This window comes from Delftia sp. HK171 (assembly GCF_001886655.1).
GTDB classification, from domain to species: domain Bacteria; phylum Pseudomonadota; class Gammaproteobacteria; order Burkholderiales; family Burkholderiaceae_C; genus Comamonas; species Comamonas acidovorans.
This window is the reverse complement of the sequence record NZ_CP018101.1, coordinates 542,786-565,261: the sequence shown is the minus strand read 5'-3', so window position 1 is coordinate 565,261 and position 22,476 is coordinate 542,786. Positions and strand designations below refer to the sequence as shown.

Sequence of the window (22,476 nt, the reverse complement as noted above, 5' to 3'; positions counted from 1 at the left end):
GCGCCCATGTACTGCGCACACAGTACACTTTGCGCGTCGAGAGGCAACTCTCCCATCCACCGCACTCCCAGTCCCATGGCCGTTGAAACGACGAGTACTGCCCGCCCCAGCTTCGACCTCAAGAGCGCGCAGCTGCCCGTGGTGGCCGTGACCCTGCGGGATACCGACGTACGTGCGCTCGTGGCCGACCTGGCCCAGCGCCTGGCCGACGACCCGGATTTCTTCGACAACGACCCCGTGCTGATCGACCTGGCCCATGTGCGCGACGCCGAGGAGGCCATCGACTTCGCCGTGCTCGTGGAGGCGCTGCGCTTTCACCGCACCGTGCCGGTGGCCGTGCGCGGCGGCAGCCCGGCGCAGATGGAGGCGGCGCGTGCCGCAGGCCTGGCGCCCGCGCCCGAGGCCGCACCCGTGCGGCCCACGGTGCCCGAGATCGAGATCCAGGAAGTCGTGCGCGAGATCGAGGTGGTGCGCGAGGTGCCTGCTCCCCAGGCCGACGCCCTCATCGTGGACAAGCCGCTGCGCTCGGGCCAGCGCGTCTATGCGCGCGGCACCGACATCGTGGTGCTGGCCATGGTCAGCTATGGCGCCGAAGTCATCGCCGACGGCAACGTCCATGTCTACGCGCCGCTGCGCGGCAGGGCCATCGCCGGGGCACGCGGCAACACCGAGGCGCGCATCTTCAGCACCTGCATGGAAGCACAGCTGCTGTCGATTGCCGGCATCTATCGCACAATCGAGACCGATCTCCCGGCGGACGTGGCTGCCAGGCCCGCCAAGGTGCGTCTCGACGGCGAGAAAATCCTCATCGAGCCGGTATGACACCGGACCCCTCTTCTTTGCTCTCCAGTCTTTAAGGAACCGTGCAAACATGGCCAAAATAGTCGTCGTGACCTCCGGCAAGGGTGGCGTGGGCAAGACCACCACCAGCGCCAGCTTCGCATCGGGCCTCGCATTGCGCGGGCACAAGACCGCCGTCATCGATTTCGACGTGGGCCTGCGCAACCTGGACCTGATCATGGGCTGCGAGCGCCGCGTGGTCTACGACCTGATCAACGTCATCCAGGGCGAGGCCAACCTCAACCAGGCCCTGATCAAGGACAAGCAGTGCGACAACCTCTTCGTGCTGGCCGCCTCCCAGACGCGTGACAAGGATGCGCTGACGCAGGACGGCGTCAAGAAGATCCTGGACGACTTGGCGGGCATGGACTTCGAGTACATCATCTGCGACTCGCCGGCCGGCATCGAAAGCGGCGCCCTGATCGCCATGCACTTCGCCGACGAGGCCCTGGTCGTGACCAACCCGGAAGTCTCCTCGGTGCGCGACTCCGACCGCATCCTGGGCATGCTCAGCTCCAAGACCGCGCGCGCCATCGCGGGCGAGAGCGTCAAGGAGCACCTGCTGATCACGCGCTACAACCCCAACCGCGTGCAGGACGGCCAGATGCTGTCGCTGGAGGACATCCAGGACATCCTGCGCATCGAGCTGATCGGCGTCGTGCCCGAGTCCGAAACCGTGCTGCAGGCCTCCAACCAGGGCATTCCCGCCGTGCACATGCAGGGCTCGGACGTGGCCGAGGCCTACCAGGACGTGGTCGCGCGCTTCCTGGGCGAGGAAAAGCCCATGCGCTTCACCGAAGCGCAAAAGCCCGGCTTCTTCAAACGCATGTTCGGGGGGAGGTAAGCGGCCATGTCCATGCTCTCTTTCCTGCTCGGAGAAAAGAAGAAGACGGCCTCGGTGGCCAAGGAGCGCCTGCAGATCATCCTCGCGCGCGAGCGCGTGGGCGGCAACGGCGGCGGTCCCGACTACCTGCCTGCGCTGCAAAAGGAGCTGATGGCGGTGATCTCCAAGTACGTGGACATCGACGTCAACGATATCAAGGTGCACCTGGAGCGCCAGGAAAACCTGGAAGTGCTCGAAGTCAAGATCGAACTGCCCGACGCCTCGCGCTGAGCGCTGCCCGGCGCCGTGCTCAGCCCAGGCGCAGCGTGCAGCGCAACCCGCCCAGCGGGCTGGGCCCCATCTCCAGCGATCCACCATAGGTCTCGGCGATGTCGCGCACGATGGCCAGGCCCAGGCCGTGGCCCTGGGCCTGTTCGTCGAAGCGGACACCGCGCTCCATGGCCTGCGCGAGATGCTCCGGCGCCAGGCCTGGGCCGTCGTCATCGATCTGCAGCAGCGTCGTCGTGCCATCCTGGCACACGGCCAGCGTGACGCGGCTGCGCGCCCACTTGCCGGCGTTGTCCAGCAGGTTTCCCGCCATCTCCTCCAGGTCCGAGGCCGCGCCGCGCCAGCGCAGCCCATGGCCGGGCAGCGGCGTGGAGGTCTGGATGGACCAGGAAAGGCGCCGCTGGGCGTGGATCTGGCGCATGGCATCCAGCAGCCGGGCCAGCACCTCATCCAGCGCCACGCTGCCGGCGCTGCCGGCGCCGCTGGCGAAGCGCGCCAGATGGCGGTCGATGGTGTGGGACATGGCCTGTACCTGGTCACGCAGCCACGGGCCATCGACCTGATGGCCGCGTGCCTGGATGCCGAGCACGGCCAGCGGCTTCTTGAGCGCATGGCTCAGGTCGGCCGCCTGGTGGCGCGCGCGCTCCACGACCTGGGCATTGCGCTGCAGCACCTGGTCCACGGCCTCGGCAATCGGGTCCAGGTCGGGGCCGAAGTGCCGCCCCAGCTGCGTGCGTGTGCCGTCTTCCATGTCCTGCAGCGCCTGCTGCAGGCTGCGCAGCGGCTGCAATCCCAGGCGCACCAGCGCCACCGTGCACAGCAGCAGCGCGGCGACCAGGCCCAGCTCGGTGACCAGCAGGATGCGGTCGATGCGGCGCCATTCCTGGCGCGTACCGTCCAGCGGGCCGAAGACATGCAGCTGCACGCGCCTGCCCGCGACATCGAAGCTGCGGCGCAGGCCCAGCAGTTCGCGCCCCTGCGGCCCGCGCAGCGACAGCAGCGTCTCGCTGCCCTTGTTCCGGGGCCAGGGACGGGCGTCGTCCAGCTCCAGGCTGTCGTCCCAGACCGAGCGCGACTGCTGCAGCCGCCCGTCCTGCTCCAGTGTCCAGTACCAGCCCGAGAAAATGCGGCCGAACTCGCCGCGATTGAGCCGCGTGCCCTGTCCGGTCAGGGGCCCAGGGGACTGCAGCTCGGCCTGCAGCCGCTCGGCACGGTCCTGCAGGCCGGCCTTGAAGCTGCGCAGCACCGCATCGTGCAACTGCTCGCGCAGCAGCCAGCTGGCGGCCGTGCCGCAGGCCAGCGTGGCCACCAGGCTCAGTGCCAGCAGGCGCTCCGACAGGCCCCAGTGCCTAGGACGCATGGTCGCCGCTGGCCTGCTGCAGGCGAAAGCCCCGTCCGCGCTCGGTATGGATCAGGCCATGCGGGGACAGTTTGCGGCGGATGCGGCCGACCAGCACGTCCACGGTGTTGGAGTCCGGGTCCAGGTCGCGTGCGTAGACATGCTCGCTGATGTCGGCGCGGCTGACGAGCTGTCCATGCCGGTTGGTCAGAAAGCTCAGGATGCGTTGCTCCTGCGCGGTCAGCGCAAGCGGCCGTCCTTCGAGCGTGAAGCGGTCTGCCATGGTGTCGTAGGCCAGCGGGCCTATCTGCACCAGGGGCCGGCTGCCGCCTGCTGCGCGCCGGTGCAGCACGCGCAGCCGCGTGACGACCTCCTCGTGCAGAAAGGGCTTGGTCAGGTAGTCGTCCGCGCCGGCCTGGAAGGCCGTGAGCTTGTCGCTCCAGCGGTTGCGGGCCGTGAGCACCAGCACGGGAAAGGAGCGGCCCTGCTCGCGCCAATGGCGCAGCACCGAGACGCCGTCCTGTCCTGGCAGCCCCAGGTCCAGCAAGGCGGCGTCATAGTGTTCGACGCTGCCCAGTTCCTGGGCGAGGCGGCCGTCCGCGCAGCACTCGGCCAGCATGCCGGCCTCCTGCAGGATGGCCTGCAGGCCTGCAGCAAGATCGGCGTCGTCTTCGACGATGAGCACCCGCATCAGCGCAGTCCGTCCTCTTCGATGGGCTGGCCGCTGTACGCATCCACATGCACTTCGATGCTGCGGCCGGCGCTCAGCTGCAACTCGACCTCGTAGTAGGCGCGCTGCCGGACGTCGATCTTGAGCTCGGCCTCTGTGGCACGGGCCTGGTACTTGCGCTCCAGCTCCTCAAGAATGCGCGGCAGCGGTTGCAGCGTGGCGGCCTGCTCCCGGCTCAGGACAGGCTCCACCAGGATGCGGCCCGTCTGGGCGTCGGCGCGCAGCAGCTGCTCACGGCCTTCGCGCGTGAGCAGCTGGATCTCGTAGTAGGGCCTGGGGCTGCGCGTTTCCTCCAGCTCGATCTGCAGCACGGTGCCGGGATGCAAGCGGGTGACGGCTGCCGCCACGGCGGACATGGGTATCAGCACGGCGGTGGTCGCGCCCGGCCGGGGGATGTCCTGTCCCGTGACTGCATCGATATAGATCTCCGTGCGCTGGCCATTGGCGAGCTTGATTTCGTACCAGCGCCGGCCGTCGGCGCCGCGCTCGAGTTCGATGTCGATGACGCGCCCTTTGTGGCGCTGCTGCACGTCCTGGAGGATTTCCGCCAAGGGCCGCAGGCGCTTCGACTGCACCTCGCGGCGCACGCTTTCATGCTCCGCTGGCGTGGTGGCAGAGGCGGGCGCCAGCGGCAGGGCCAGCAAGGCAGCAAGTGCGAGGCGGAGTTTCACGGCCACGCATCTTATGTGCACGTTCTTAAACAGTGCATGAACGCGCCATTCATGCGCGGTTTAGGCGCCTTTGCCGACACTGCAGGCGGTTGCACCGACGGCCCCGCCGCGGTGCCTTTTCATCTGTTTCTTTCTGGCATTGAACACCATGCATTTTCTTCGCTTTTCCCGCTCCGCCCCGCCATTGCACCGGGCCCTGGGCGCTGGCGCGCTCTCGCTGTCCGTGCTGCTGGCCGCCTGCGGCGGTGGCGGCGGCGGGGCTGACAAGCCCGTCCCCACGCCGGTCACTCCCAGCGCCAGCTATGCGTCGGGCACCATTGACGGCTTCGGCTCCATCCTGGTCAATGGGGTGCGGTATGACGAGCGCCAGGCCCGGATCACCGATGGCGATGGCGTCCTGCTGGCCAGCGATGCGCTCAAGCTGGGCATGGCGGTCCATGTCACGGCCGACCCCGTGACCACCGGCAGCGACGGTGTGGCGCGCGCCATGGCCCGCCAGATTCTTGTGCGCAGCGATCTGGAAGGTCCGTTGAGCGCGGTCGTGGGCGACCGGCTGACCGTACTGGGCCAGACCGTGATCGTCGATGCGGCCACGGTGTTCGAGGACGGCCGCGCGGCGGCGCTGCAGGTCGGCCGTGTGCTGGAAGTCCACGGCCTGCGCGATGCGCAGGGCCGCATTCTTGCCAGCCGCATCGAGATCGAGGATGACGCCGACGAGCCTTGGCGCCTGCGCGCGCCTGTGGATGCCGTTGACGCGTCGCGCCGCACCCTGCGCATCGGCGAGGCCATCGTCAACTGGAGCGGCGTGCAGGTTGCCGCCGCGCTGGCTGCCGGCGACGTGGTCAGCCTGCGACTGGCGCGCCAGCCCGATGCCGCCGGCCTGTGGGTGGCCACCGCACTGTCGGTGCAGCGTCCCACGCTGCCCGAACAGGCAGGCGTGGAGGCCGACGTCACCGGCCATATCACCCGCATGGACTCGCCGACCCGCTTCGTCGTGGACGGCCTGAGCGTGGATGCGGGCAGCGCCACACGCCTGCCCGCAGGCCTTGCCGTGGGCGACCTGGTCGAGGTCGAGGGTATGTTCCAGGACGGGGTGCTTCGCGCCTCCGAGGTCGAGCGCAAGCTGCGGCTGGACAGTGACGATGGCTTCGAGATCGAGGGCCGCATCACCGCTGTCGACAGCCTGGCCGGCATCTTCGAGCTGCGCGGCGTGCGCGTGGACTATCGCAATGCGCGCTTCGAGGATGGCAGCGCTGCCCAAATTGCCGTGGGGCGCGTGGTGGAGGTCAAGGGCCGGCTCTCGGTCGATGGCGCGATGGTGGTGGCCACCGAGGTCGAGTTCGACTAAGGGTTCGCGTTCGCCGCAGGCCGCATCGCCTCGCTCTGCGCACGCGCGGCGGCGGGGCGCACCCACAGCACGTAGGCAGCGCCCAGCAGCGCGATCCACAGGCCGCCCACGACCAGGGCTGCCCGGGTGTGGGGGAAGTAGCCGAGCACGCCCAGCACCAGCAGCATGAAGCCGATGGCCGCCAGCGGCGCGGCGGGCCACAGCGGGACCGGGAACTTCAGCGCGGCCACCTGCTGCGGGCTCATGCGGCGGCGCGCCGCGAACTGCGACAGCAGGATCATCAGCCAGACCCAGACCGTGGCGAAGGTGGCGATGGAGGCGATCAGCAGGAACACGTCCTCGGGGATCAGGTAGTTCAGCACCACGCCGGCCAGCAGCGCCACGGCCATCACCACCACGGTCATCCAGGGCACGCCATGGCGCGAGACACGGCCGAAGCCGGCGGGGGCCTGGCCCTGGTGCGCCATGCCGTAGAGCATGCGGCCGGCGCCGAAGATGTCGCTGTTGATGGCCGACACGGCCGCCGAGATCACCACGATGTTGAGGATGGTGGCGGCCGAGGAAATGCCCAGGCCGCTGAAGATCTGCACGAAGGGGCTGCCCTGGCTGCCGATCTGCGGCCAGGGGAAGATGCTCATCAGCACGAACAGCGTGAGCACATAGAACAGCAGGATGCGCAGCGGCACGGCGTTGATGGCGCGCGGGATCACGCGCGCCGGGTCCTTGGCCTCGCCGGCCGAAATGCCGATGATCTCGATGCCGCCGAAGGCGAACACCACCACCGCCAGCGAGGCGATCAGGCCCGAGACGCCATTGGGCATGAAGCCGCCGTGCACCCACAGGTTCTGCACGCCGGTCGGCGCCTGGTCGGCGGACATGCCGAAGCCGAACACCATGATGCCCAGGCCGCCGCCGATCATGGCGATGATGGCCGCCACCTTGAGCAGGGACAGCCAGAACTCCATCTCGCCGAACACCTTGACCGAGCACAGGTTGAGCGCGCCGATGAAGCAGACGATGGACAGCACCCAGATCCAGCGCGGCACCTCGGGAAACCAGAACCCCATGTAGATGCCGAAGGCCGTCACGTCGGCCAGGCAGACGATGACCATCTCGAAGGTATAGGTCCAGCCCGTGACGAAGCCGGCGAACGGCCCCAGGTAGTCGCTGGCGTACTGGCCGAAGGAGCCGGGCACGGGGTTGTGCACGGCCATCTCGCCCAGCGCGCGCATCACCATGTAGACCGCCGCGCCCGCCAGCAGGTAGGCGATCAGCACCGAGGGGCCTGCCTGCTGTATGGCCTTGGCCGAGCCGTAGAACAGCCCCGTGCCTATGGCCGAGCCCAGTGCCATGAAGCGGATATGGCGGGCCGACAGCCCTCGGTGCAGGCTGCCTGCAGATGGTGAACTCATGCGCTGTCTCCCCCCGTCATTGGTGAAATGGCTGCCGCATCCACAGGCTTCATCAGCCTGCGGATGGGTCTGCGATCAGATGTATAAGCCTGTATATACAATATGCGCAGACACCGATTTCCCGGACCGGGGATTACCCGGAGGCGGGAAGTAACGGGAATGGGGGAGTCGCCGAAAGAGCCGACGAGAGTGCTGCCGCAGGCCCCGGTATCAGCCCAGGCCGCCCGTGTGCATGCGGCCTGCGTGGTACAGCAGCGGCGTGTGGCCGGCCTGATGGCTGCACTGCTCGACCTCGCCGATGAAGATCACATGGTCGCCTTCTTCATGGCGATGGCGGTTGCGGCACTCGAAGACGGTGGTGGCTTCGGACAGCAGGGGCACGCCCTGGGCCGAACTGCGCCAGGCGGTGTTGGCGAAGCGGTCCACGCCCTTGCGCGCGAACAGCTCGGCCAGGGGCTTTTGCGAGGCCGACAGCACGTGGATGGCGTAGTGCGAGCAATGCTGGAACACGGGCAGCGAGGCCGCCGACAGCGCCATGCTCCACAGCACCAGCGGCGGCGTGAGCGAGACGGAGTTGAACGAGCTCACGGTGACGCCCACCGGATGGCCCTGCGGGCTGCGTGCGGTGACGATGGTCACGCCCGTGGCGAACTGGCCCAGCGCGTCGCGGAACTCGCGCGACGAGAACGGGGACTGTGGAGGCAGGGCGGCCATGGCGGCGGGAGGCAGTGCGGAATTCACGGGTGCAAGAACCAGGCGGCAGCAAGGCCGCAGCAGGGCTGCAGCGTTTGGGACGGGCGCCCGGAGCCGGGCAGCAACCTCGCATTATGGGTGCGGATGCCGGCAGAAGCGGCCGATGGGGCCTCTGCCAGGGAGGTCTTTGCCCTGTGTGCGCGGCGCCGGCTCACAGCGCCATGCTCATCTGGGCGGGCGCGGCGTTCTCGTTCAGCCAGGCCTTCATGCGGGCCCGCGTGCAGCGCTGCAGCTGCATCAGCAGGGCATGCTCGGGCCAGGCCAGCGCGTGGCGCAGGCACAGGTCCTGCTGCATGCGCGCCAGCAGGGCGGCGGCCATCTCGGCATCGGCCAGCGCCCGGTGAGCACGCTCGGCCACGGGCAGGCCCAGGTGGGCGGTGAGCCGGCTCAGGCTGTGGCTGGGCGCCTCCGGATAGATGCGGCGCGACAGCAGCACGGTGCAGGCAAAGGGCTGGGGCGCGGCCTCGCCGGCCAGGGCCAGTTCGGACTGCCAGAACTTGCTGTCGAAGGCCGCGTTGTGCGCCACCATGGGGGCGCTGCCCACGAAGCGCGCGGCATCGCGCATCACGTCCTCGGCGGGCGGCGCGGCTGCGACCATGGCGTTGGTGATGCCGGTCAGCCGCGTGATGAAGGGCGGTATCCAGGCGCCCGTGCGCATCAGGCTCTGGAAGCGGTCCACGACCTTGCCGCCCTCGATCAGCACGATGGCGACCTCGGTGGCACGCGCGCCCTGGGCGGGCGCCATGCCCGTGGTTTCAAAGTCGATGACGGCAATCGGCTGCGGCATGGGGCGATTGTGCCCGGCAGTGCCCGACCGGCGTGCCGGGGCGGCTATTCCTCGGCCTGGCTGCCGTCGGCCGCGCCCAGGCGCTGCACGACCTGGTCGAGCAGGGCGTAGAGCTGCTCGATCTCTTCATGGCCCACCAGGCGCTCGATCTCGGCATAGGTCTCGGAGGAATGCGGCGCGATCTCGGCCACGATGGCGTGGCCGGCCGCCGTGAGCTCGAACTCGGCGCCGCGCATGTCGCTGGCGTGGCGCGAGCGCTCCACCAGCTGCCGGCCTTCCAGCGTCTTGAGCAGGCGCGAGAGGCTGGGCATGCTGATGTAGGTGGCCTGCGACAGCTCCATGGGCCGCAGCCTGTGCGTGACCGCCGCCATGGCGCGCAGCACGCGCCACTGCTGTTCGGTCAGGCCATGGGCGCGCAGCATGGGCCGAAAGCGCACCATGACCGATTCGCGGGCGCGCAGCAGCGCCATGGGCAGGGAGCGCGAGAAGGCGCGCAGCGGCTCGGGGGCAAAAGAGGGCGTGGTCTGGGGCATGTTCGGCAGCATCTGTCGGCTGGATTCTATGCAGCCGCCGCTCCCTCCCCGGAGCGGCGTTGCGGGCGCCTTGTCAGGCCGGGGCCTCAATAGGTCTGGCTTTTCGGCGCGGGGGCCGCTGCCTGCTTGAAGCGCGCAGCCAGGGCGCTGGTGGCCTGCACCAGCACGCTGGTGTCCAGGCCCACGGCCGTGAAGGTGCAACCCAGCTCCAGGTACTTGCGCGCCAGGGCCTCGTTGGGCGTGAGGATGCCGGGCGCCTTGCCCGCGCGGCGTATGCGGGCGATGGCGTCGGCAATCGCCTCCTGCACCTCGGGATGGCCGGGGTTGCCGATGTGGCCCATGGAGGCCGACAGGTCGGCCGGGCCGATGAAGACGCCGTCCACGCCCTCGGTGGCGGCAATGGCGTCCAGGTGGGCCAGCGCCTGGCGCGTTTCCACCTGCACCAGCACGCAGACCTGGGCGTTGGCTTCATGGGCGTAGTTGGCACGCCGGCCCCAGGCCGAGGCGCGTGCGCCGCCCATGCCGCGGATGCCGCCCTGGCCGTCGGCCTGCGGATAGCGCGCGGCACGCACGATGCGTGCGGCCTGCTCGGCCGTGTCCACCATGGGCACGAGCAGGGTCTGCACGCCGATGTCCAGGTACTGCTTGATCAGCATCTCGCCGACCTCGCCGTGTCCCATGGGCACGCGGGCAATGGCATGGCTGTCGGGATAGGCCGCGATGGCCTGCAACTGCGCCAGCAGGGTGCGCGTGTCGTTGGGCGAATGCTCGCCGTCGATCAGGAGCCAGTCGAAGCCGGCGCCCGCGCAGATTTCCGCCGAATAGGCGTCGGCCAGGCCCAGCCACAGGCCGATCTGGGGTTGGTCGGCCGCAATGGCGGCCTTGAAGCGGTTCACAGGTGTCTGCATGGTGTGATTGTCCGGGCCTCAGTGGCCCATGCACAGGTACTTGGTGCTCAGGTATTCCTCTATGCCGGCGGCGCCGCCCTCGCGGCCCATGCCCGACTGCTTGACGCCGCCAAACGGCGCCACGGCCGTGCTGATGATGCCGCTGTTGATGCCCACCATGCCGTACTCCAGCGCCTCGCCCACGCGCCACACGCGGCCCACGTCGCGGGCGTAGAAGTAGGCGGCCAGGCCGTACTCGGTGTCGTTGGCCATGCGGATGGCCTCTTCCTCGGTCTTGAAGCGGAACACGGGCGCCACGGGGCCGAAGACCTCTTCCCTGGCGATGCGTATGCGGTCCGTGGCGTTGGCCAGGATGGTGGGCTCGTAGAAGGTGCCGCCCAGCGCGTGGCGCTTGCCGCCCAGCACGACCTCGGCGCCGTTCTTCACGGCGTCGGCCACCAGCTCCTCGACCTTGTCCACGGCGGCCTGGTCGATCAGCGGGCCCTGGCCCACGCCGGCCTCCAGGCCGTTGCCCACCTTGAGGGCCTGCACGGCAACCTTGAGCCTGGCCATGAAGGCGTCGTACACACCGTCCTGCACCAGCAGGCGGTTGGCGCACACGCAGGTCTGGCCGGTGTTGCGGTACTTGGAGGCCATGGCACCTTCGACGGCGGCATCGAGGTCCGCGTCATCGAAGACGATGAAGGGCGCGTTGCCGCCCAGCTCCAGCGACATCTTCTTGAGCGTGGGCGCGCATTGCTCGGCCAGCACGCGGCCCACTTCGGTGGAGCCCGTGAAGGTCAGCTTGCGCACGGCCATGCTGGCCGTGAGCACGCCGCCGATGGCGCGCGAGGAGCCCGTGATCACGCTGAACACGCCCTCGGGAATGCCGGCGCGCTGGGCCAGCTCGGCCATGGCCAGGGCCGACAGCGGTGTCTGCTGCGCGGGCTTGACGATGATGGTGCAGCCCGCCGCCAGGGCCGGCGCGACCTTGCGCGTGATCATGGCGGCCGGGAAGTTCCAGGGCGTGATCGCGGCGCAGACCCCCACGGGCTCCTTGGTCACGATGATGCGCTTGTCGGCCCAGGGCGCGGGCACGGTGGAGCCGTAGATGCGGCGGGCTTCCTCGGCAAACCACTGCACGTAGGAGGCCGCATAGGCGATCTCGCCGCGCGACTCGGCCAGGGGCTTGCCCTGCTCGCTGGTCATGATCAGGGCCAGGTCCTCCTGGTTCTCCATCATCAGCTCGAACCAGCGATGCAGCAGGCGCGCGCGGGCCTCGGCGGTCTGCTGCTTCCAGAGGGCGAAGGCGCGCTCGGCGGCGGCGATGGCGCGCTGCGTCTCGGCCTCGCCCATACGGGGCACATGGCCCACGGACTCGCCCGTGGCGGGGTTGTGGACGTCGATGCGGCTGCCATCGTCGGCGGCCAGCCATTGGCCGTCGATCAGGCAGAGGTTCTTGAGCAGGCTGGGGTCGCGCAGTGCAAGCGGCATGGGAAATCTCCAATAAGGGCGGGGCAGGCGTCGGGACGACGGCGCCTAGACAAAACGGAATTGCAGGCGGCCCAGCGGGCCGTAGTCGGCGTCGAACAGGTCGCCAGGCTTGGCGGCCACGGGGCGCGTGAACGAGCCCGCCAGCACGGTCTGGCCGGCCTCCAGGGCTTCGCCCCAGGGCGAGAGCTTGTTGGCCAGCCAGGCCACGCCGATGGCGGGATGGCCCTGCACGCCTGCAGCCAGGCCGGTCTCCTCGACCACCCCGTTCTGGCGCAGTATGGCGCCGCACCAAGGCAGGTCAAGCACCCCGGGAACAGCCTGCCCGGCGCCGACCACGATGCCCGCATTGGCCGCGTTGTCGCTGATGGTGTCGTAGACCTTGCGCATGGCCTTGGTGTGGCGGTCGAACTGCTCGATGCGCGCGTCGATGATCTCGATGGCCGGCGTCACATGGTCGGTGGCGTCCAGCACGTCCTGCAGCGTGATCTCCTTGCCGCCGGGCAGGCCCGGGCCGCGCAGCGGCGCCTTGAGCACGAAGGCCAGCTCCACCTCCACGCGCGGCGCGATGAAGTGGGCGGCCGGGATGTCCAGCACCTGGCCCGGCGTGCAGCGGTAGAGCATGCTGTCGAGCAGGGTGCCGTAGTCGGGCTCGTCGATCTGGCTCGATATCTGCATGGCGCGCGAGGTCAGGCCGATCTTGTGGCCGATCACCTTGCGCCCCGCCGCGATCTGCAGGCGCACCCATTCGCGCGAGACGCGGTAGCCATCCTCCACGGTCATGCCGGGAAAGCGCTTGGAGAAATGCTCGACCTGCACGCGCGTCTTCTCGCTGCGGTCCAGCTCCTGGGCCAGTTGGGTCAACAGTTCTTGGGTAAACATTTTTTCAGTTATTCAGTACGTTGTTGCTTCACTTGAGGCGTTTGATACTGGCGCGCTCCAAAGGAGGGACACCGAGGAAGGGCCGTCCCGCACCGAGGGTGTCGTCCCCCTCCCGCGAAGCGAGAGAGGGCGCCGTGCAACGGGGGAAGGCGCGAAGCGACTCAGGGGGTGGCTCACCCGAACAGAGGGTGGAGGGTGCTGTGCTTGCCGTCATACACCTGGCCCGGGCTTTCATCGACCTGCACGGTCAGGCCCAGGTGGCGCTGCGCGAACAGCGGCTGCAGATGGCGGCGCGCGCAGGCCAGCAGGGCGTCGCCGGCCTGCTGCTGCACGGCGGCCGAGCGGCCCCGGCCCATGCGCAGGTTGATGTAGATGAAGCCGTAGTCGCCATCGCCGCCCGCTGCGCGGCCAGCAGCCCCGCCATCGGCCACGGCGCTGTGCGGCGCGGGGTAGGCCAGCACGCGCGTGCCGCCCGTGGGAAAGACCTGGGCGCCGTCTTCGGCGCGCACGGTGAGCATGGTGTCGGCCAGGGCGCGGCACAGCTGCGTCATGTCGGTGTGCGCGCCCAGGCTGGCCGTGTAGAGGATGACCACGTGCGGCATTCAGGCCACCTCCATGGTGGCGGCCGTGCAGCTCACGGCGAAGATGGGAATGGGCTGGCAGTACAGCACCTGGCCCGCGCCGCGCGCGGCGGCGGCCACGGCGATGAAGCTGCGGATCTCGAAGCCGCCCTGGCCGCCGTCGCGGTAGGTCTCGGCGTCGGTGTACGACAGCAGCGCGTCCCGGTCGTTGCGGCACCAGCGGTCCATGAACTGCTGGTCCCATTCCCAGTTGACCTTGCCCGAGTCGGGTGTGGCCGGCCAGTGCGAGATGCCGCCCGTGCCCACGATGGCGATGCGCTCGGGCGCCTTGTCGCAGGCGCGGCGCAGGGCCTCGCCAAAGGCCCAGGCGCGGTGCAGCGGCGTCAGCGGCGGGCCCTGGCAGTTGATGTTGACGGGGATGATGTCCTTGTCATAGGCCGGCGTCAGAAAGTGCAGCGGGACCATGATGCCGTGGTCGAACTTCCACTCCTCGGCAAAGGCCACGTCCACGGTCTGCATGACCTCGGCGATCAGGCGCCGCGACAGCTCGGCATTGCCGGGAATGCGGTGGCGCTCTATGCCCAGCCAGGCCGGGTCCTCGATGGGCCCTTCGTAGTGGTCCGCCATGCCGATGGCATAGGCCGGCATGTTGTTCATGAAGAAGTTGGCGAAGTGCTCGGCCGCGATGACGATCACGGCATCGGGCCGCGCCGCCTCCAGCCGTGCGCCCATGTCGCGGAAGGCGGCATGGAAGGCATCCTTGGTGGCCGGATCGGCCAGGTGTGCGCGGCCCGTGATGCCGGGCGCGTGGCTGCAAACGCCTGCAAATACCAGACTCATCTCAAACTCCTGCGATCTTTTCGTTGGTTCCGGTGGTCATGGCGTAGACGCCCGCGCGCACCGGTCCGTGCTTTTGCACGCCGTCGCGCATGGCCTGCAGGTAGTCGGCCCAGGGCATGCCCAGCAGCGGCGCGAAGTGCATCAGCAGCTGGCCGTTGCAGCCCAGCACGTAGAGCTTGCCGATGTCGCCGTGGAACATGGCTTCGTACTCCTCGGGCTCCAGCGCGTACTCGGCCAGCAGCGCGGCGCGGTCCTCGGCAAAGCGCCGCTGCACCTCGGGCTCGCGGTTGAGCTGGAACAGGAATTTCTGCATGGTGTACAGGCTCATGGCGGCTCCCGGTGTCTGCCTCAACCCAGCGTGATGTTGGCGCGGCGGATGATGGCTTCGTACTTGGCGATTTCGCTGGTGACGAAGGCCGCGAACTGCTGCGCCGTGCCGGCCTGCGAGACGATGCCGCCGCGCGCGAAGGCATCCACCACGGCGGGCTCGGCCAGGGCCTTGACCACGGCGGCATTGATGCGCTGCACCAGCGCATCGGGCGTGGCGCCGGGTGCCAGCAGCCCCTGCCAGGAGTTGGATTCCAGCGCCACGCCCTGCTCGGCCAGCGTGGGCACCTGGGGAGCGAACTGCGAGCGCTGGCGCGTGGCCATGCCCAGTGCCACCAGCTTGCCGCTTTGCACATGGCCACGGAACTCGGGCCAGTTGCCGAACATCACGTCCACCTGGCCGCCCAGCAGGTCGGCCAGCGCCGGGCCCTGGCCCTTGTAGGGGATGTGGACCATGTCGATGCCCATCTCCTGGCACAGCAGGGCGCCCGACAGATGGGCCGAGGTGCCGTTGCCGAACGAGGCATAGCTGAGCTCGCCGGGCCTGGCCTTGGCGCGGTTGCGCAGATCGGCCAGCGTCTTCAGTCCGCTGCCCGGGTGGGTGGCCAGCACATGCTCGGACAGGCCCATCAGCGCCACGGGCTTGAGGTCGCGCGTGGTGTCGTAGGGCAGGTTCTTCACCAGCGTCTTGTTGGCCGTGAAGCTGTTGGCCACGCACACCAGGGTGTAGCCGTCGGCCGGCTGCTTGGACACATAGTCCACGCCGATCACCGTGCCCGCGCCGGGCTTGTTCTCCACGATGACAGGCTGGCCCAGGGACTTGCCCAGCTCGGTGCCCACCAGGCGCGCCACCAGGTCGGTGGTGCCGCCCGGCGTGAAGGGCACGATGATGCGCAGCGGTTTTGCAGGCCAGGTGCCGGCCGGGCTACCGGGCTGGGCCTGGGAAAGGCCCGGGAGCATCAGCGCTGCGGCCGTGGTGGCTGCGGTGGATTGCAGGAAATGGCGGCGTTGCATGTCTTGTCTCCTCGGTTCTCTTTGTCGTTGTCGCTGGTCGCCCGTTCAGACGCCCCAGTGCGGAATATGGTGCGAGCCCAGCGAGACGGCCACGTTCTTGGGCTCGCAGAAGACCTCGTAGCTCCAGCTGCCGCCCTCGCGGCCCGTGCCCGAGGCCTTGGTGCCGCCGAAGGGCTGGCGCAGGTCGCGCACGTTCTGGCTGTTGACGAAGCACATGCCGGCCTCGATGGCGGCGGCCACGCGGTGGGCGCGGCCCACGCTCTCGGTCCAGACGTAGCTGGACAGGCCGTACTGGATATCGTTGGCCAGGCGCACGGCCTCGGCCTCGTCGCCGAAGGGGATGATGCAGGCCACGGGGCCGAAGATCTCGTCCTGGGCGATCTGCATGCGGTTGTCCACGTCGGCAAACACCGTGGGCAGCACGTAGTTGCCCTTGCGCACGCGCTCGGGCAGCACGGGCGCATCCAGGCCGCCGCACAGCATGCTGGCGCCTTCCTTCTGGCCCAACTCGATGTAGTGGCGCACCTTGGCCAGGTGGCTGGCGCTGATCATGGGGCCGACGATGGTGGATTCGTCCAGCGGGTCGCCCACGGTGATCTTCCTGGCGCGCTCCACGAAGCGGTCCACGAACTTCGCATAGATGCCCTTTTGCACCAGGATGCGGCTGCCGGCCGTGCAGCGCTCGCCGTTGTTGGAGAAGATCATGAACACGGCCGCATCCAGCGCGCGCTCGAAGTCGGCGTCGTCAAAGATCACGAAGGGGCTCTTGCCGCCCAGCTCCATGCTGAACTTCTTGAGGCCGGCGGCCTGCACGATGCGGTTGCCGGTCTGGGTCGAGCCCGTGAACGAGACGGCGCGCACATCGCGGTGGCGCACCAGGGGCTCGCCCGCGTCCTTGCCGTAGCCGTGCACCAGGTTGAGCACGCCGGGCGGAATGCCGGCCTCCAGCGCCAGCTCGCCCAGGCGCGCGGCCGTCATGGGCGACAGCTCGCTCATCTTGAGCACGGCCGTGTTGCCGAAGGCCAGGCAGGGCGCCACCTTCCAGGTGGCCGTCATGAAGGGCACGTTCCAGGGCGAGATCAGCGCGCACACGCCCACGGGGTGGAACAGGGTGTAGTTCAGGTGCGTGGGCGTGGGATAGGTATGGCCGTCCACGCGCGTGCACATCTCGGCAAAGTAGTAGAAGTTGTCGGCCGCGCGCGGCACCAGCTGCTTGCCCGTCTGGGCGATGACCTGGCCGCAGTCGTTGGTCTCGGTCTGCGCGATCTCGGGCACATGGCGGGCGATCAGGTCGCCCAGCTTGCGCACGAGCTTGGCGCGTTCGGTGGCGGGCGTGTTGGCCCATTTCGGGAAGGCGTTCTTCGCGGCGGCGACGGCGGCCTGCACCTCGGCCTCGCCGCCTGCGGCGACCTCGGCCAGCACCTCCTGGGTGGCGGGGTTGACGGTCTCGAAATAGTCCTTGCCGGCGACGGCCTTGCCGTCGATCAGGTGGTCAATGCGCATGGGAATTCCTTGGCGTGTGCGGTGGGTTCAGGAGGCAGCCGGCGCGTCGCCGACGATGGTGTTGACCAGGCGGCCCAGGCCTTCGATCTCGGTGACGATCTCGTCGCCCACGCGGGAGTCGGCCACGCCGTCGGGCGTGCCGGTGAGGATGAGGTCGCCGGGGTTCAGCGTCATGAAGCCCGACAGATGGGCGATCAGCGAGGGGATGTCATGCACCATGTCGCGCGTGCTGCCGTCCTGCTTGAGCTCGCCGTTGACCCAGCTGCGCAGGCGCAGGTTCATGGGGTCGGGCACATCGGCTGCATCGACGAACCACGGGCCCACGGGCGTGGCGCCGTCGCGGTTCTTCACGCGCAGGTTGGGCCGGTAGAAGTTCTCCAGGTAGTCGCGTATGGCGTAGTCGTTGGCCGTGCAGTAGCCGGCGACCACGCCGTAGGCGTCTTCGCGGCGCACGTTGCGGCAGGTCTTGCCGATGACCACGCCCAGCTCGCACTCGAAGTGCATGTAGGCCACGTCGGCGGGCCGGTACGTGCGGCCGCGGTGGCCGTTCAGCGTGTTCGGGCCCTTGAGGAAGACCAGCGGTTCCTCGGGCGCCTTGTTGAAGGCGATTTCCTTGGCATGGTCCGCATAGTTCAGGCCCAGCGCGAAGACCGTGCCGAACTGCAGCGGCGGCAGCCACTGCACGGCGGTCTCCGCCACCAGGCGGCCATCGGGCAACTGCACCTGTCCGTGCGGGCCTTCGGTGACCTGCAGGGTCTGGCCTTCGAAGATGACGCGTCCGTGCTTCATGCTGCTGCTCCCTGTTCTGCCACCACCGAATGCGTGAGCCGGCCCAGGCCGGGCACCTCGATGACCACGCGGTCCCCGGTCCGCGCCAGCGGCGCGCCTTCGCCCGGGCCCAGCAGCAGCACGTCGCCGGGCGACAGCGTCATGAATTCGGTCACGTCGGCCAGCAGCCTTGCGGGCGAGCGCACCAGGTCGGCAAAACCGCGCTGCCAGGCCTGTTCACCATTGATGGACACCGTGAGCGTGGCCGCCTGTGCGTCAAAGCCTGCGCCGCGAACGAGGGCGCCCAGCGGGCAGAAACCGTCGCGGCAGCGCTGGCGGATGGCGGGGCGGTAGTAGTTCTCGTGCGGCAGCGTGAGGTCGCTGGCGATCAGCCAGCCGGCCACATGGTCCAGGGCCGTTGCTTCGCTGACGCGCGTGGCGCTGCGGCCGATCACCAGGCCGATGCTGGCATCGACGCGGACCTCGCCGGGATCGGCCGGCACGGCCACCGCAGCGCCATCGCGTGCCCAGGTGTTGCGCGGCTTCAGGTAGAGCACGGGGGCGCGCGGAGCGGCCTTGTAGGGCGCGCTGTCGAACTGCGGCGACAGGCGCTGCACGGTGGCCTGCTGGTTGAGCAGCGTGCCGTAGACCGTGCCCAGCGCAAGGCCGTCATCCAGGAGAAAGGGCTGAATCTGCATGATGTGAATTTAGTTAACGTGGTAATTATTGTTTTTGCAACAAGCCCCGTCAACACGGTGGATTCAGGGTTTTCCCAGGCCGCAGCAAAAAGCCCCTGCGCGGCGAACCGTGCAGGGGCTTGAAAGGGGTACCGGGTGCTGCCGGTGCTGGCGGTGGCTGGCCGGTGCTGGCGTCAGCCGCGGCGGCGGCGCAGTGCGGCCATGCCGCCCAGGGCCAGCGCCAGCAGCGCCTGGGCCAGTGTGGACAGGCCGGGCACGGGGGTGGCCGTGGCGCCGGGCGGCAGGGCCGCAGGCGCGGCCACCGCCACGGGGTCCACGATGACGCCGTTGACGGTCAGGTCGCTGTCTCCCGTCTGCCCGTCGGTGATGTCGAAGCTCACCGAGCGGCGGTCGGGTGCGAAGCGGTAGGCCGATGCGGCCAGCTCATACCAGTGCGCCGTGGGCGTGGCCGCCGTGGGGCCGTACTTCCAGAGCGTGGCCTGGGCGGGTGCGGCTTCAGGCAGGTCCATGCGGATGGTGGCCATGGAGCCCGGCGTGCCGCCCATGAGCACGAAGCTCAGGCTGCCATAGGGCAGGCGCAGGTTGCCCGGCAGCGGGCTTTGCGAGGGCGCGGGCTGAAAGCCTGCCGAGTTCGAGGCGAACTGCCATTGGTCTGCACCCACATTGCCCGTGCCGTTGCTCACGCCCGCCGTGTTGCTGCCCGTGCCGATCTGCGTGCCGATGGGCACAGGCTTGCTCAGGGCCAGCACAGCCGGCGCGCTGGCCGTGCCCGAGGCCGGCAGGTTGACCGCATGCACGCGGTAGCTCACGGCAGGGTCCAGGCCGGTGAAGGACAGCGTGGCAGCGGTATTGGCCGCGGTGCTGACCGTGTTGCTGGCAGGGGCCGGCAGGCCGGCGGCATCCAGGCCGGCCATGACCTGTTCCCAACTGGGGACGGGGGCGTTGGCGGGCAGGGCCACGGCGCGCAGGCTGCCGGCCACGCTGGGCGTGGCCTGGACCACGGCCGATGTCTGGTCCACGGCCTGGGCGGACAGGGCCACGGTGGACAGCGCCGGCACCGCCAGGCTGTCCAGGCGCGCCTTTTTCCAGGCGGCATAGGGCAGGTCCTTGGCCACGGTGCCATCGCCGTAGAAATCGGCATCGCCGCAGTCGCTGATGATGTCCACGCTGCCGCCTGCGTCCAGGCTGGCCGGCATGGCGCCTATGCCTTCGGCCGAGCAGGCGGTATTGGGCACGGTGATGGCGGGCAGGTCGGCAGCGCGCGGGCGCAGGTTCAGGGCCAGGCCTGCGCTGTTCACGCGGCCATCCCAGGAGTAGAGCTGGAAGTTGCGCGGCGCGGTACCCGTGGCGCTGGCCGAGGGGCCGGCAATGATCAGGTACTCGCCGGCCGCATTCTTGCGGATTTCGCGGATGCCTCGGCCGCCCAGGTCCAGGCGGATCGGCTGGCCCATGGTCGCGCTGCCCTTGCTGCCGCCATCGGCCGCAGGCAGGGCCGCGAAGTTGGTCACGGGCACGATCAGCGCATGCGTGCGGCCCGTGGCGTCGTCCGCCGTGACGGCGGGCGCGCCCGGTGCCGGCACCAGCGGCGCGCGAAAGCCCAGCCATGCGGCGCCGTTGTCGGGGCTGGTGGACATGCCCTCGATGGAGAAACCGCTCATCGTCTCGGCCTCGGGCGCCTTGGTGGCGCCGCCGTCCGAGCTGGCCACCAGGCCCAGGCAGTTGGCGGCAAGGCCGTCATGCGCGGCCGCGTCCCAGCTGCGCAGGTCCTCGCGCAGCCAGCGGTAGTAGCCACTGGCGGTCAGCGCTGTGGAGGCGCCGGAGCCGGTCACATCCATCGCCGCCAGGCGCCAGCGGTCGGTGCGCGACTTGCCGCTCTTGTTGTTGGAGTGCGAGCCCGCCACGTACACGCGGCTGCCCAGGGCAAAGCTGGCCTCGATGTCCATTTCCTCGTCGCTCTTGCAGCTGTCCAGGCCCGTGAGGCCGGGGGCGGCGCAGGCGGCGGCATCGGCCAGGCCCAGGGCGGTCCTGTCCAGCATCAGCGGCTTGATGGGCAGCCCGCCGGCCGGGCCATAGGCCGAGAAGGAGTTGCCGGCCGGCAGTGCATTGCCCGAGGCATCCTGGGCGGGCGCCTCGTCGTCGCCCACCAGCATGGTGGCGGCATCGATGACGATGGCCGTCGATGCGTCCGAGCGCCCGGCCAGCCAGCGCGGGCTGGTGTTGGCTGCGGTGTTGGCCGAGGCCGCGTACTTGATGGTGCGGCTGACGGAGGCGCCGCCCGCGTTGGTCAGCGTGACGGTGATGTCGGCATAGCCCACGCCGGTGGGAGTGATCCTGAGCACGGCGTTGCCACCGCTTTGCGTCGCCACCAGGCCGTTGGCGGCGACCACGGCGAGATTGCTGGACGTGGCGCTGACCGTGGCGGCCGGATCGCTGACGGTGAAGGACAGGCCCGTGCCCGCAAGGACATCGCTGGCATCGCCGACCACGCCCGAATAGGCGGTCAGCGCGGGCAGGGAAGTCGTCGGGGGCGGGCTGGTGGTGACGGGCGCGGAAACGCTGGCTACCCCGCCGCCCAGGCTGTTCACCGCGCGCACGCGCACCAGGTGGCTGCCGGCCGCCAGTCCGTCCACGGTCTGGCTGGTGCCGAACACCGCCAGGCTGTGCGACACGGTGGCGAAGCCGTCGCTGGACAGTTCGACCAGGTAGTAGGACGCGCCGCTCACGCTGGCCCACTGAGCCTGCACGCTGTTGCCCGAGGCGCTGGCATTCACGCTCGCAGGGGCTGCGGGCACGGTAGCTGGCGGGGACACTTCGGGTGCCCAGGCCAGGCCGTACAGCACGCCGTCGATGCCCGACGCCAGCGGCTGCGGCGTGCCAGCCAGCATGCCGGTGCGGCCCGAGGCATCGAACAGGCGATACAACTGCCCATCGGAGCCGGTGGCCAGCAGCATGACCGCGCCCTGGCCCAGATGCACGGCTGCCAGGCCATGGGCGCCTGCCAGCGGCGCCGAGCCCCGGGCCACCCAGGTGCCCGCTTCCAGCGTGTACTTGCGCACCGTGCCTGTGCCATCGTTGTTGGCGGCCACGTAGAGCGTGTCTGCGCCCGGCGTGCCATCGAGATCGAGGAAGGCCAGGCCGCGCAGGTTGTTGCCCGCCAGGCCCGGCAGCGCGCTGACTGCGGGCGTGCCTGTCGTGGGCAGCCCGGTTCCGATCCTGTTGAGCGTGTCGCCGCTGGCAAAGGCCGCGTAGAGCTGGCCATCGGCCATGGTGATGCCCTGGGTGTTCTTGTTGCTCAGCTGGATGGCGCTGGTGGCATCTTTCTGGACGAACCAGATGCCGCGGTTGGCGTTGGGGCTGCCGCTGCCGCTGGCCCAGGCTCGGCTGCAGTCGTCGCTGACCACGCTGCGAAAGGCATCGCCGACCAGGGCCGTACCGCCCAGCCGCGTGCCATTGCCCACCTCACCGTCGGCATCGACAAAGGCCACGCCGCGTGCCGCCGCCGTCTTGGGGTCGGCGCCGTCCGGTGCCACCGCATAGCCGGGGACCGTCAGGCACAGGCCGTTGGCCGAGCGGTTGAGCAGGCCTTCCGAGCCCGTGCTGCTGGCCGTCAGCGGCGTTGCTCCGCCTGACAGCGGCAGCGATTGCACCAGCGTGCCGTCCACGCGGTACTCGTCCAGGTACACCGGCAGGGCGCCCGTGCCGGTGCCCACGCGGTAGGCCACCAGGTTGCCCGGGGTGAACGGCGCGGACCATGCAGCGCCACACAGGGCCAGGCAGGCCGTTGCAATTGCCTTGTGCCGCCAATCCAAAGTATCCATGCGCATGCTCACCATCCCCTGTGTGACAAATCGCGCGACTGTAAAAGGCGGCTGTGACAGCCCGGTGACGGCAGGCCATGCACGATGGTGGCAAGCTGCCATGCAAAAAAAGACGGCTCCCGCGGGGGAGCCGTCTTTGGTTC

22 protein-coding genes are annotated in these 22,476 nt (G+C 69.3%); 4 read left to right on the top strand and 18 right to left on the bottom strand.

Annotation, left to right across the window (positions count from 1 at the left end):
- Positions 1 to 75: 75 nt before the first annotated feature.
- Genes minC through minE form a run of 3 tightly spaced genes read left to right on the top strand, consistent with a single transcriptional unit; the run spans position 76 to position 1,954 of the window.
- Positions 76 to 822: a septum site-determining protein MinC gene (minC, locus tag BO996_RS02590; RefSeq protein ID WP_043823374.1), complete on the top strand. Its 747-nt coding sequence runs from the start codon at positions 76 to 78 to the stop codon at positions 820 to 822.
- A 49-nt stretch (positions 823 to 871) separates the two neighbouring features.
- Positions 872 to 1,684, top strand: coding sequence for a septum site-determining protein MinD (minD, locus tag BO996_RS02585; protein ID WP_012202032.1), 813 nt, complete (start codon positions 872 to 874; stop codon positions 1,682 to 1,684).
- 6 nt (positions 1,685 to 1,690) lie between these two features.
- Positions 1,691 to 1,954, top strand: a complete 264-nt coding sequence (minE, locus tag BO996_RS02580) for a cell division topological specificity factor MinE (RefSeq protein WP_012202033.1) — start codon at positions 1,691 to 1,693, stop codon at positions 1,952 to 1,954.
- A 19-nt stretch (positions 1,955 to 1,973) separates the two neighbouring features.
- Here minE and BO996_RS02575 read toward each other — a convergent pair whose 3' ends face one another.
- Genes BO996_RS02575 through BO996_RS02565 form a run of 3 tightly spaced genes read right to left on the bottom strand, consistent with a single transcriptional unit; the run spans position 1,974 to position 4,691 of the window.
- Complete coding sequence (locus BO996_RS02575) at positions 1,974 to 3,311, bottom strand: sensor histidine kinase (RefSeq protein ID WP_071953929.1); 1,338 nt, start codon at positions 3,309 to 3,311, stop codon at positions 1,974 to 1,976.
- Positions 3,301 to 3,981: a response regulator transcription factor gene (locus tag BO996_RS02570; RefSeq protein ID WP_013800000.1), complete on the bottom strand. Its 681-nt coding sequence runs from the start codon at positions 3,979 to 3,981 to the stop codon at positions 3,301 to 3,303. The genes BO996_RS02575 and BO996_RS02570 overlap by 11 nt, the downstream gene beginning before the upstream one ends.
- Positions 3,981 to 4,691, bottom strand: a complete 711-nt coding sequence (locus BO996_RS02565; RefSeq protein ID WP_224986229.1) for a PepSY domain-containing protein — start codon at positions 4,689 to 4,691, stop codon at positions 3,981 to 3,983. Before BO996_RS02565 ends, BO996_RS02570 begins: the two co-directional genes overlap by 1 nt.
- A 148-nt stretch (positions 4,692 to 4,839) precedes the next feature.
- Here BO996_RS02565 and BO996_RS02560 point away from each other — a divergent pair, with 148 nt between their 5' ends.
- Entirely contained in the window at positions 4,840 to 6,039 is a 1,200-nt protein-coding gene (locus tag BO996_RS02560; RefSeq protein ID WP_071953928.1) for a DUF5666 domain-containing protein, read from the top strand.
- On the opposite strand, the gene BO996_RS02555 is transcribed toward BO996_RS02560, so the two are convergent.
- The 15 genes from BO996_RS02555 to BO996_RS02485 all read right to left on the bottom strand — a co-directional run bounded on the left by BO996_RS02555 (position 6,036) and on the right by BO996_RS02485 (position 22,333).
- A complete protein-coding gene (locus BO996_RS02555) occupies positions 6,036 to 7,451 on the bottom strand; it encodes an amino acid permease (RefSeq protein ID WP_071953927.1) in 1,416 nt (471 codons plus the stop codon). The genes BO996_RS02560 and BO996_RS02555 overlap by 4 nt on opposite strands.
- Positions 7,452 to 7,661: 210 nt before the next feature.
- Positions 7,662 to 8,165: a flavin reductase family protein gene (locus BO996_RS02550; RefSeq protein ID WP_012202035.1), complete on the bottom strand. Its 504-nt coding sequence runs from the start codon at positions 8,163 to 8,165 to the stop codon at positions 7,662 to 7,664.
- Between the two features lie 190 nt (positions 8,166 to 8,355).
- On the bottom strand, positions 8,356 to 8,991 hold the full coding sequence (locus BO996_RS02545; protein WP_071953926.1) for a 3'-5' exonuclease: 636 nt from the start codon (positions 8,989 to 8,991) through the stop codon (positions 8,356 to 8,358).
- 44 nt (positions 8,992 to 9,035) lie between these two features.
- Positions 9,036 to 9,524, bottom strand: a complete 489-nt coding sequence (hpaR, locus tag BO996_RS02540) for a homoprotocatechuate degradation operon regulator HpaR (RefSeq protein ID WP_013800005.1) — start codon at positions 9,522 to 9,524, stop codon at positions 9,036 to 9,038.
- Between the two features lie 86 nt (positions 9,525 to 9,610).
- Positions 9,611 to 10,432, bottom strand: a complete 822-nt coding sequence (locus tag BO996_RS02535) for an aldolase/citrate lyase family protein (protein WP_012202038.1) — start codon at positions 10,430 to 10,432, stop codon at positions 9,611 to 9,613.
- Between the two features lie 18 nt (positions 10,433 to 10,450).
- Positions 10,451 to 11,905, bottom strand: coding sequence for an NAD-dependent succinate-semialdehyde dehydrogenase (locus BO996_RS02530; RefSeq protein ID WP_071953925.1), 1,455 nt, complete (start codon positions 11,903 to 11,905; stop codon positions 10,451 to 10,453).
- Between the two features lie 45 nt (positions 11,906 to 11,950).
- Complete coding sequence (gene hpaH / locus BO996_RS02525; protein WP_071953924.1) at positions 11,951 to 12,784, bottom strand: 2-oxo-hept-4-ene-1,7-dioate hydratase; 834 nt, start codon at positions 12,782 to 12,784, stop codon at positions 11,951 to 11,953.
- 173 nt (positions 12,785 to 12,957) lie between these two features.
- Positions 12,958 to 13,386 (bottom strand): 5-carboxymethyl-2-hydroxymuconate Delta-isomerase, encoded by a 429-nt coding sequence (locus tag BO996_RS02520; RefSeq protein WP_071953923.1) that lies wholly within the window; start codon positions 13,384 to 13,386, stop codon positions 12,958 to 12,960.
- Positions 13,387 to 14,205 (bottom strand): extradiol ring-cleavage dioxygenase, encoded by an 819-nt coding sequence (locus BO996_RS02515; RefSeq protein WP_046986327.1) that lies wholly within the window; start codon positions 14,203 to 14,205, stop codon positions 13,387 to 13,389.
- 1 nt (position 14,206) lies between these two features.
- Positions 14,207 to 14,533, bottom strand: a complete 327-nt coding sequence (locus BO996_RS02510; RefSeq protein ID WP_047471858.1) for an aromatic ring-opening dioxygenase LigA — start codon at positions 14,531 to 14,533, stop codon at positions 14,207 to 14,209.
- Between the two features lie 20 nt (positions 14,534 to 14,553).
- Entirely contained in the window at positions 14,554 to 15,546 is a 993-nt protein-coding gene (locus BO996_RS02505) for a tripartite tricarboxylate transporter substrate binding protein (protein WP_071953922.1), read from the bottom strand.
- 45 nt (positions 15,547 to 15,591) lie between these two features.
- Positions 15,592 to 17,049 (bottom strand): 5-carboxymethyl-2-hydroxymuconate semialdehyde dehydrogenase, encoded by a 1,458-nt coding sequence (gene hpaE / locus BO996_RS02500; protein ID WP_071953921.1) that lies wholly within the window; start codon positions 17,047 to 17,049, stop codon positions 15,592 to 15,594.
- Between the two features lie 27 nt (positions 17,050 to 17,076).
- Positions 17,077 to 17,838, bottom strand: a complete 762-nt coding sequence (locus tag BO996_RS02495) for a fumarylacetoacetate hydrolase family protein (protein ID WP_016452249.1) — start codon at positions 17,836 to 17,838, stop codon at positions 17,077 to 17,079.
- A complete protein-coding gene (locus BO996_RS02490; protein ID WP_071953920.1) occupies positions 17,835 to 18,515 on the bottom strand; it encodes a fumarylacetoacetate hydrolase family protein in 681 nt (226 codons plus the stop codon). The genes BO996_RS02495 and BO996_RS02490 overlap by 4 nt, the downstream gene beginning before the upstream one ends.
- A gap of 173 nt (positions 18,516 to 18,688) precedes the next feature.
- Positions 18,689 to 22,333 carry an IPTL-CTERM sorting domain-containing protein gene (locus BO996_RS02485; RefSeq protein ID WP_232240455.1) on the bottom strand — a complete coding sequence of 1,215 codons (3,645 nt, stop codon included), beginning with the start codon at positions 22,331 to 22,333 and terminating at the stop codon, positions 18,689 to 18,691.
- Between the last annotated feature and the right edge of the window lie 143 nt (positions 22,334 to 22,476).

Excerpts from the sequence above, each read along its gene's own strand:
- BO996_RS02490 (WP_071953920.1), bottom strand. The coding sequence starts at position 18,515 with ATGCAGATTCAGCCCTTTCTCCTGGATGACGGCCTTGCGCTGGGCACG.
- hpaH (WP_071953924.1), bottom strand. The coding sequence starts at position 12,784 with ATGTTTACCCAAGAACTGTTGACCCAACTGGCCCAGGAGCTGGACCGC.
- BO996_RS02510 (WP_047471858.1), bottom strand. The coding sequence starts at position 14,533 with ATGAGCCTGTACACCATGCAGAAATTCCTGTTCCAGCTCAACCGCGAG.
- BO996_RS02560 (WP_071953928.1), top strand. The coding sequence starts at position 4,840 with ATGCATTTTCTTCGCTTTTCCCGCTCCGCCCCGCCATTGCACCGGGCC.
- BO996_RS02535 (WP_012202038.1), bottom strand. The coding sequence starts at position 10,432 with ATGCAGACACCTGTGAACCGCTTCAAGGCCGCCATTGCGGCCGACCAA.
- hpaE (WP_071953921.1), bottom strand. The coding sequence starts at position 17,049 with ATGCGCATTGACCACCTGATCGACGGCAAGGCCGTCGCCGGCAAGGAC.
- hpaR (WP_013800005.1), bottom strand. The coding sequence starts at position 9,524 with ATGCCCCAGACCACGCCCTCTTTTGCCCCCGAGCCGCTGCGCGCCTTC.
- BO996_RS02570 (WP_013800000.1), bottom strand. The coding sequence starts at position 3,981 with ATGCGGGTGCTCATCGTCGAAGACGACGCCGATCTTGCTGCAGGCCTG.
- BO996_RS02575 (WP_071953929.1), bottom strand. The coding sequence starts at position 3,311 with ATGCGTCCTAGGCACTGGGGCCTGTCGGAGCGCCTGCTGGCACTGAGC.
- BO996_RS02495 (WP_016452249.1), bottom strand. The coding sequence starts at position 17,838 with ATGAAGCACGGACGCGTCATCTTCGAAGGCCAGACCCTGCAGGTCACC.
- BO996_RS02505 (WP_071953922.1), bottom strand. The coding sequence starts at position 15,546 with ATGCAACGCCGCCATTTCCTGCAATCCACCGCAGCCACCACGGCCGCA.
- BO996_RS02545 (WP_071953926.1), bottom strand. The coding sequence starts at position 8,991 with ATGCCGCAGCCGATTGCCGTCATCGACTTTGAAACCACGGGCATGGCG.
- BO996_RS02550 (WP_012202035.1), bottom strand. The coding sequence starts at position 8,165 with ATGGCCGCCCTGCCTCCACAGTCCCCGTTCTCGTCGCGCGAGTTCCGC.
- BO996_RS02515 (WP_046986327.1), bottom strand. The coding sequence starts at position 14,205 with ATGAGTCTGGTATTTGCAGGCGTTTGCAGCCACGCGCCCGGCATCACG.
- minE (WP_012202033.1), top strand. The coding sequence starts at position 1,691 with ATGTCCATGCTCTCTTTCCTGCTCGGAGAAAAGAAGAAGACGGCCTCG.
- BO996_RS02485 (WP_232240455.1), bottom strand. The coding sequence starts at position 22,333 with ATGGATACTTTGGATTGGCGGCACAAGGCAATTGCAACGGCCTGCCTG.
- BO996_RS02530 (WP_071953925.1), bottom strand. The coding sequence starts at position 11,905 with ATGCCGCTTGCACTGCGCGACCCCAGCCTGCTCAAGAACCTCTGCCTG.
- BO996_RS02520 (WP_071953923.1), bottom strand. The coding sequence starts at position 13,386 with ATGCCGCACGTGGTCATCCTCTACACGGCCAGCCTGGGCGCGCACACC.
- minD (WP_012202032.1), top strand. The coding sequence starts at position 872 with ATGGCCAAAATAGTCGTCGTGACCTCCGGCAAGGGTGGCGTGGGCAAG.
- minC (WP_043823374.1), top strand. The coding sequence starts at position 76 with ATGGCCGTTGAAACGACGAGTACTGCCCGCCCCAGCTTCGACCTCAAG.
- BO996_RS02555 (WP_071953927.1), bottom strand. The coding sequence starts at position 7,451 with ATGAGTTCACCATCTGCAGGCAGCCTGCACCGAGGGCTGTCGGCCCGC.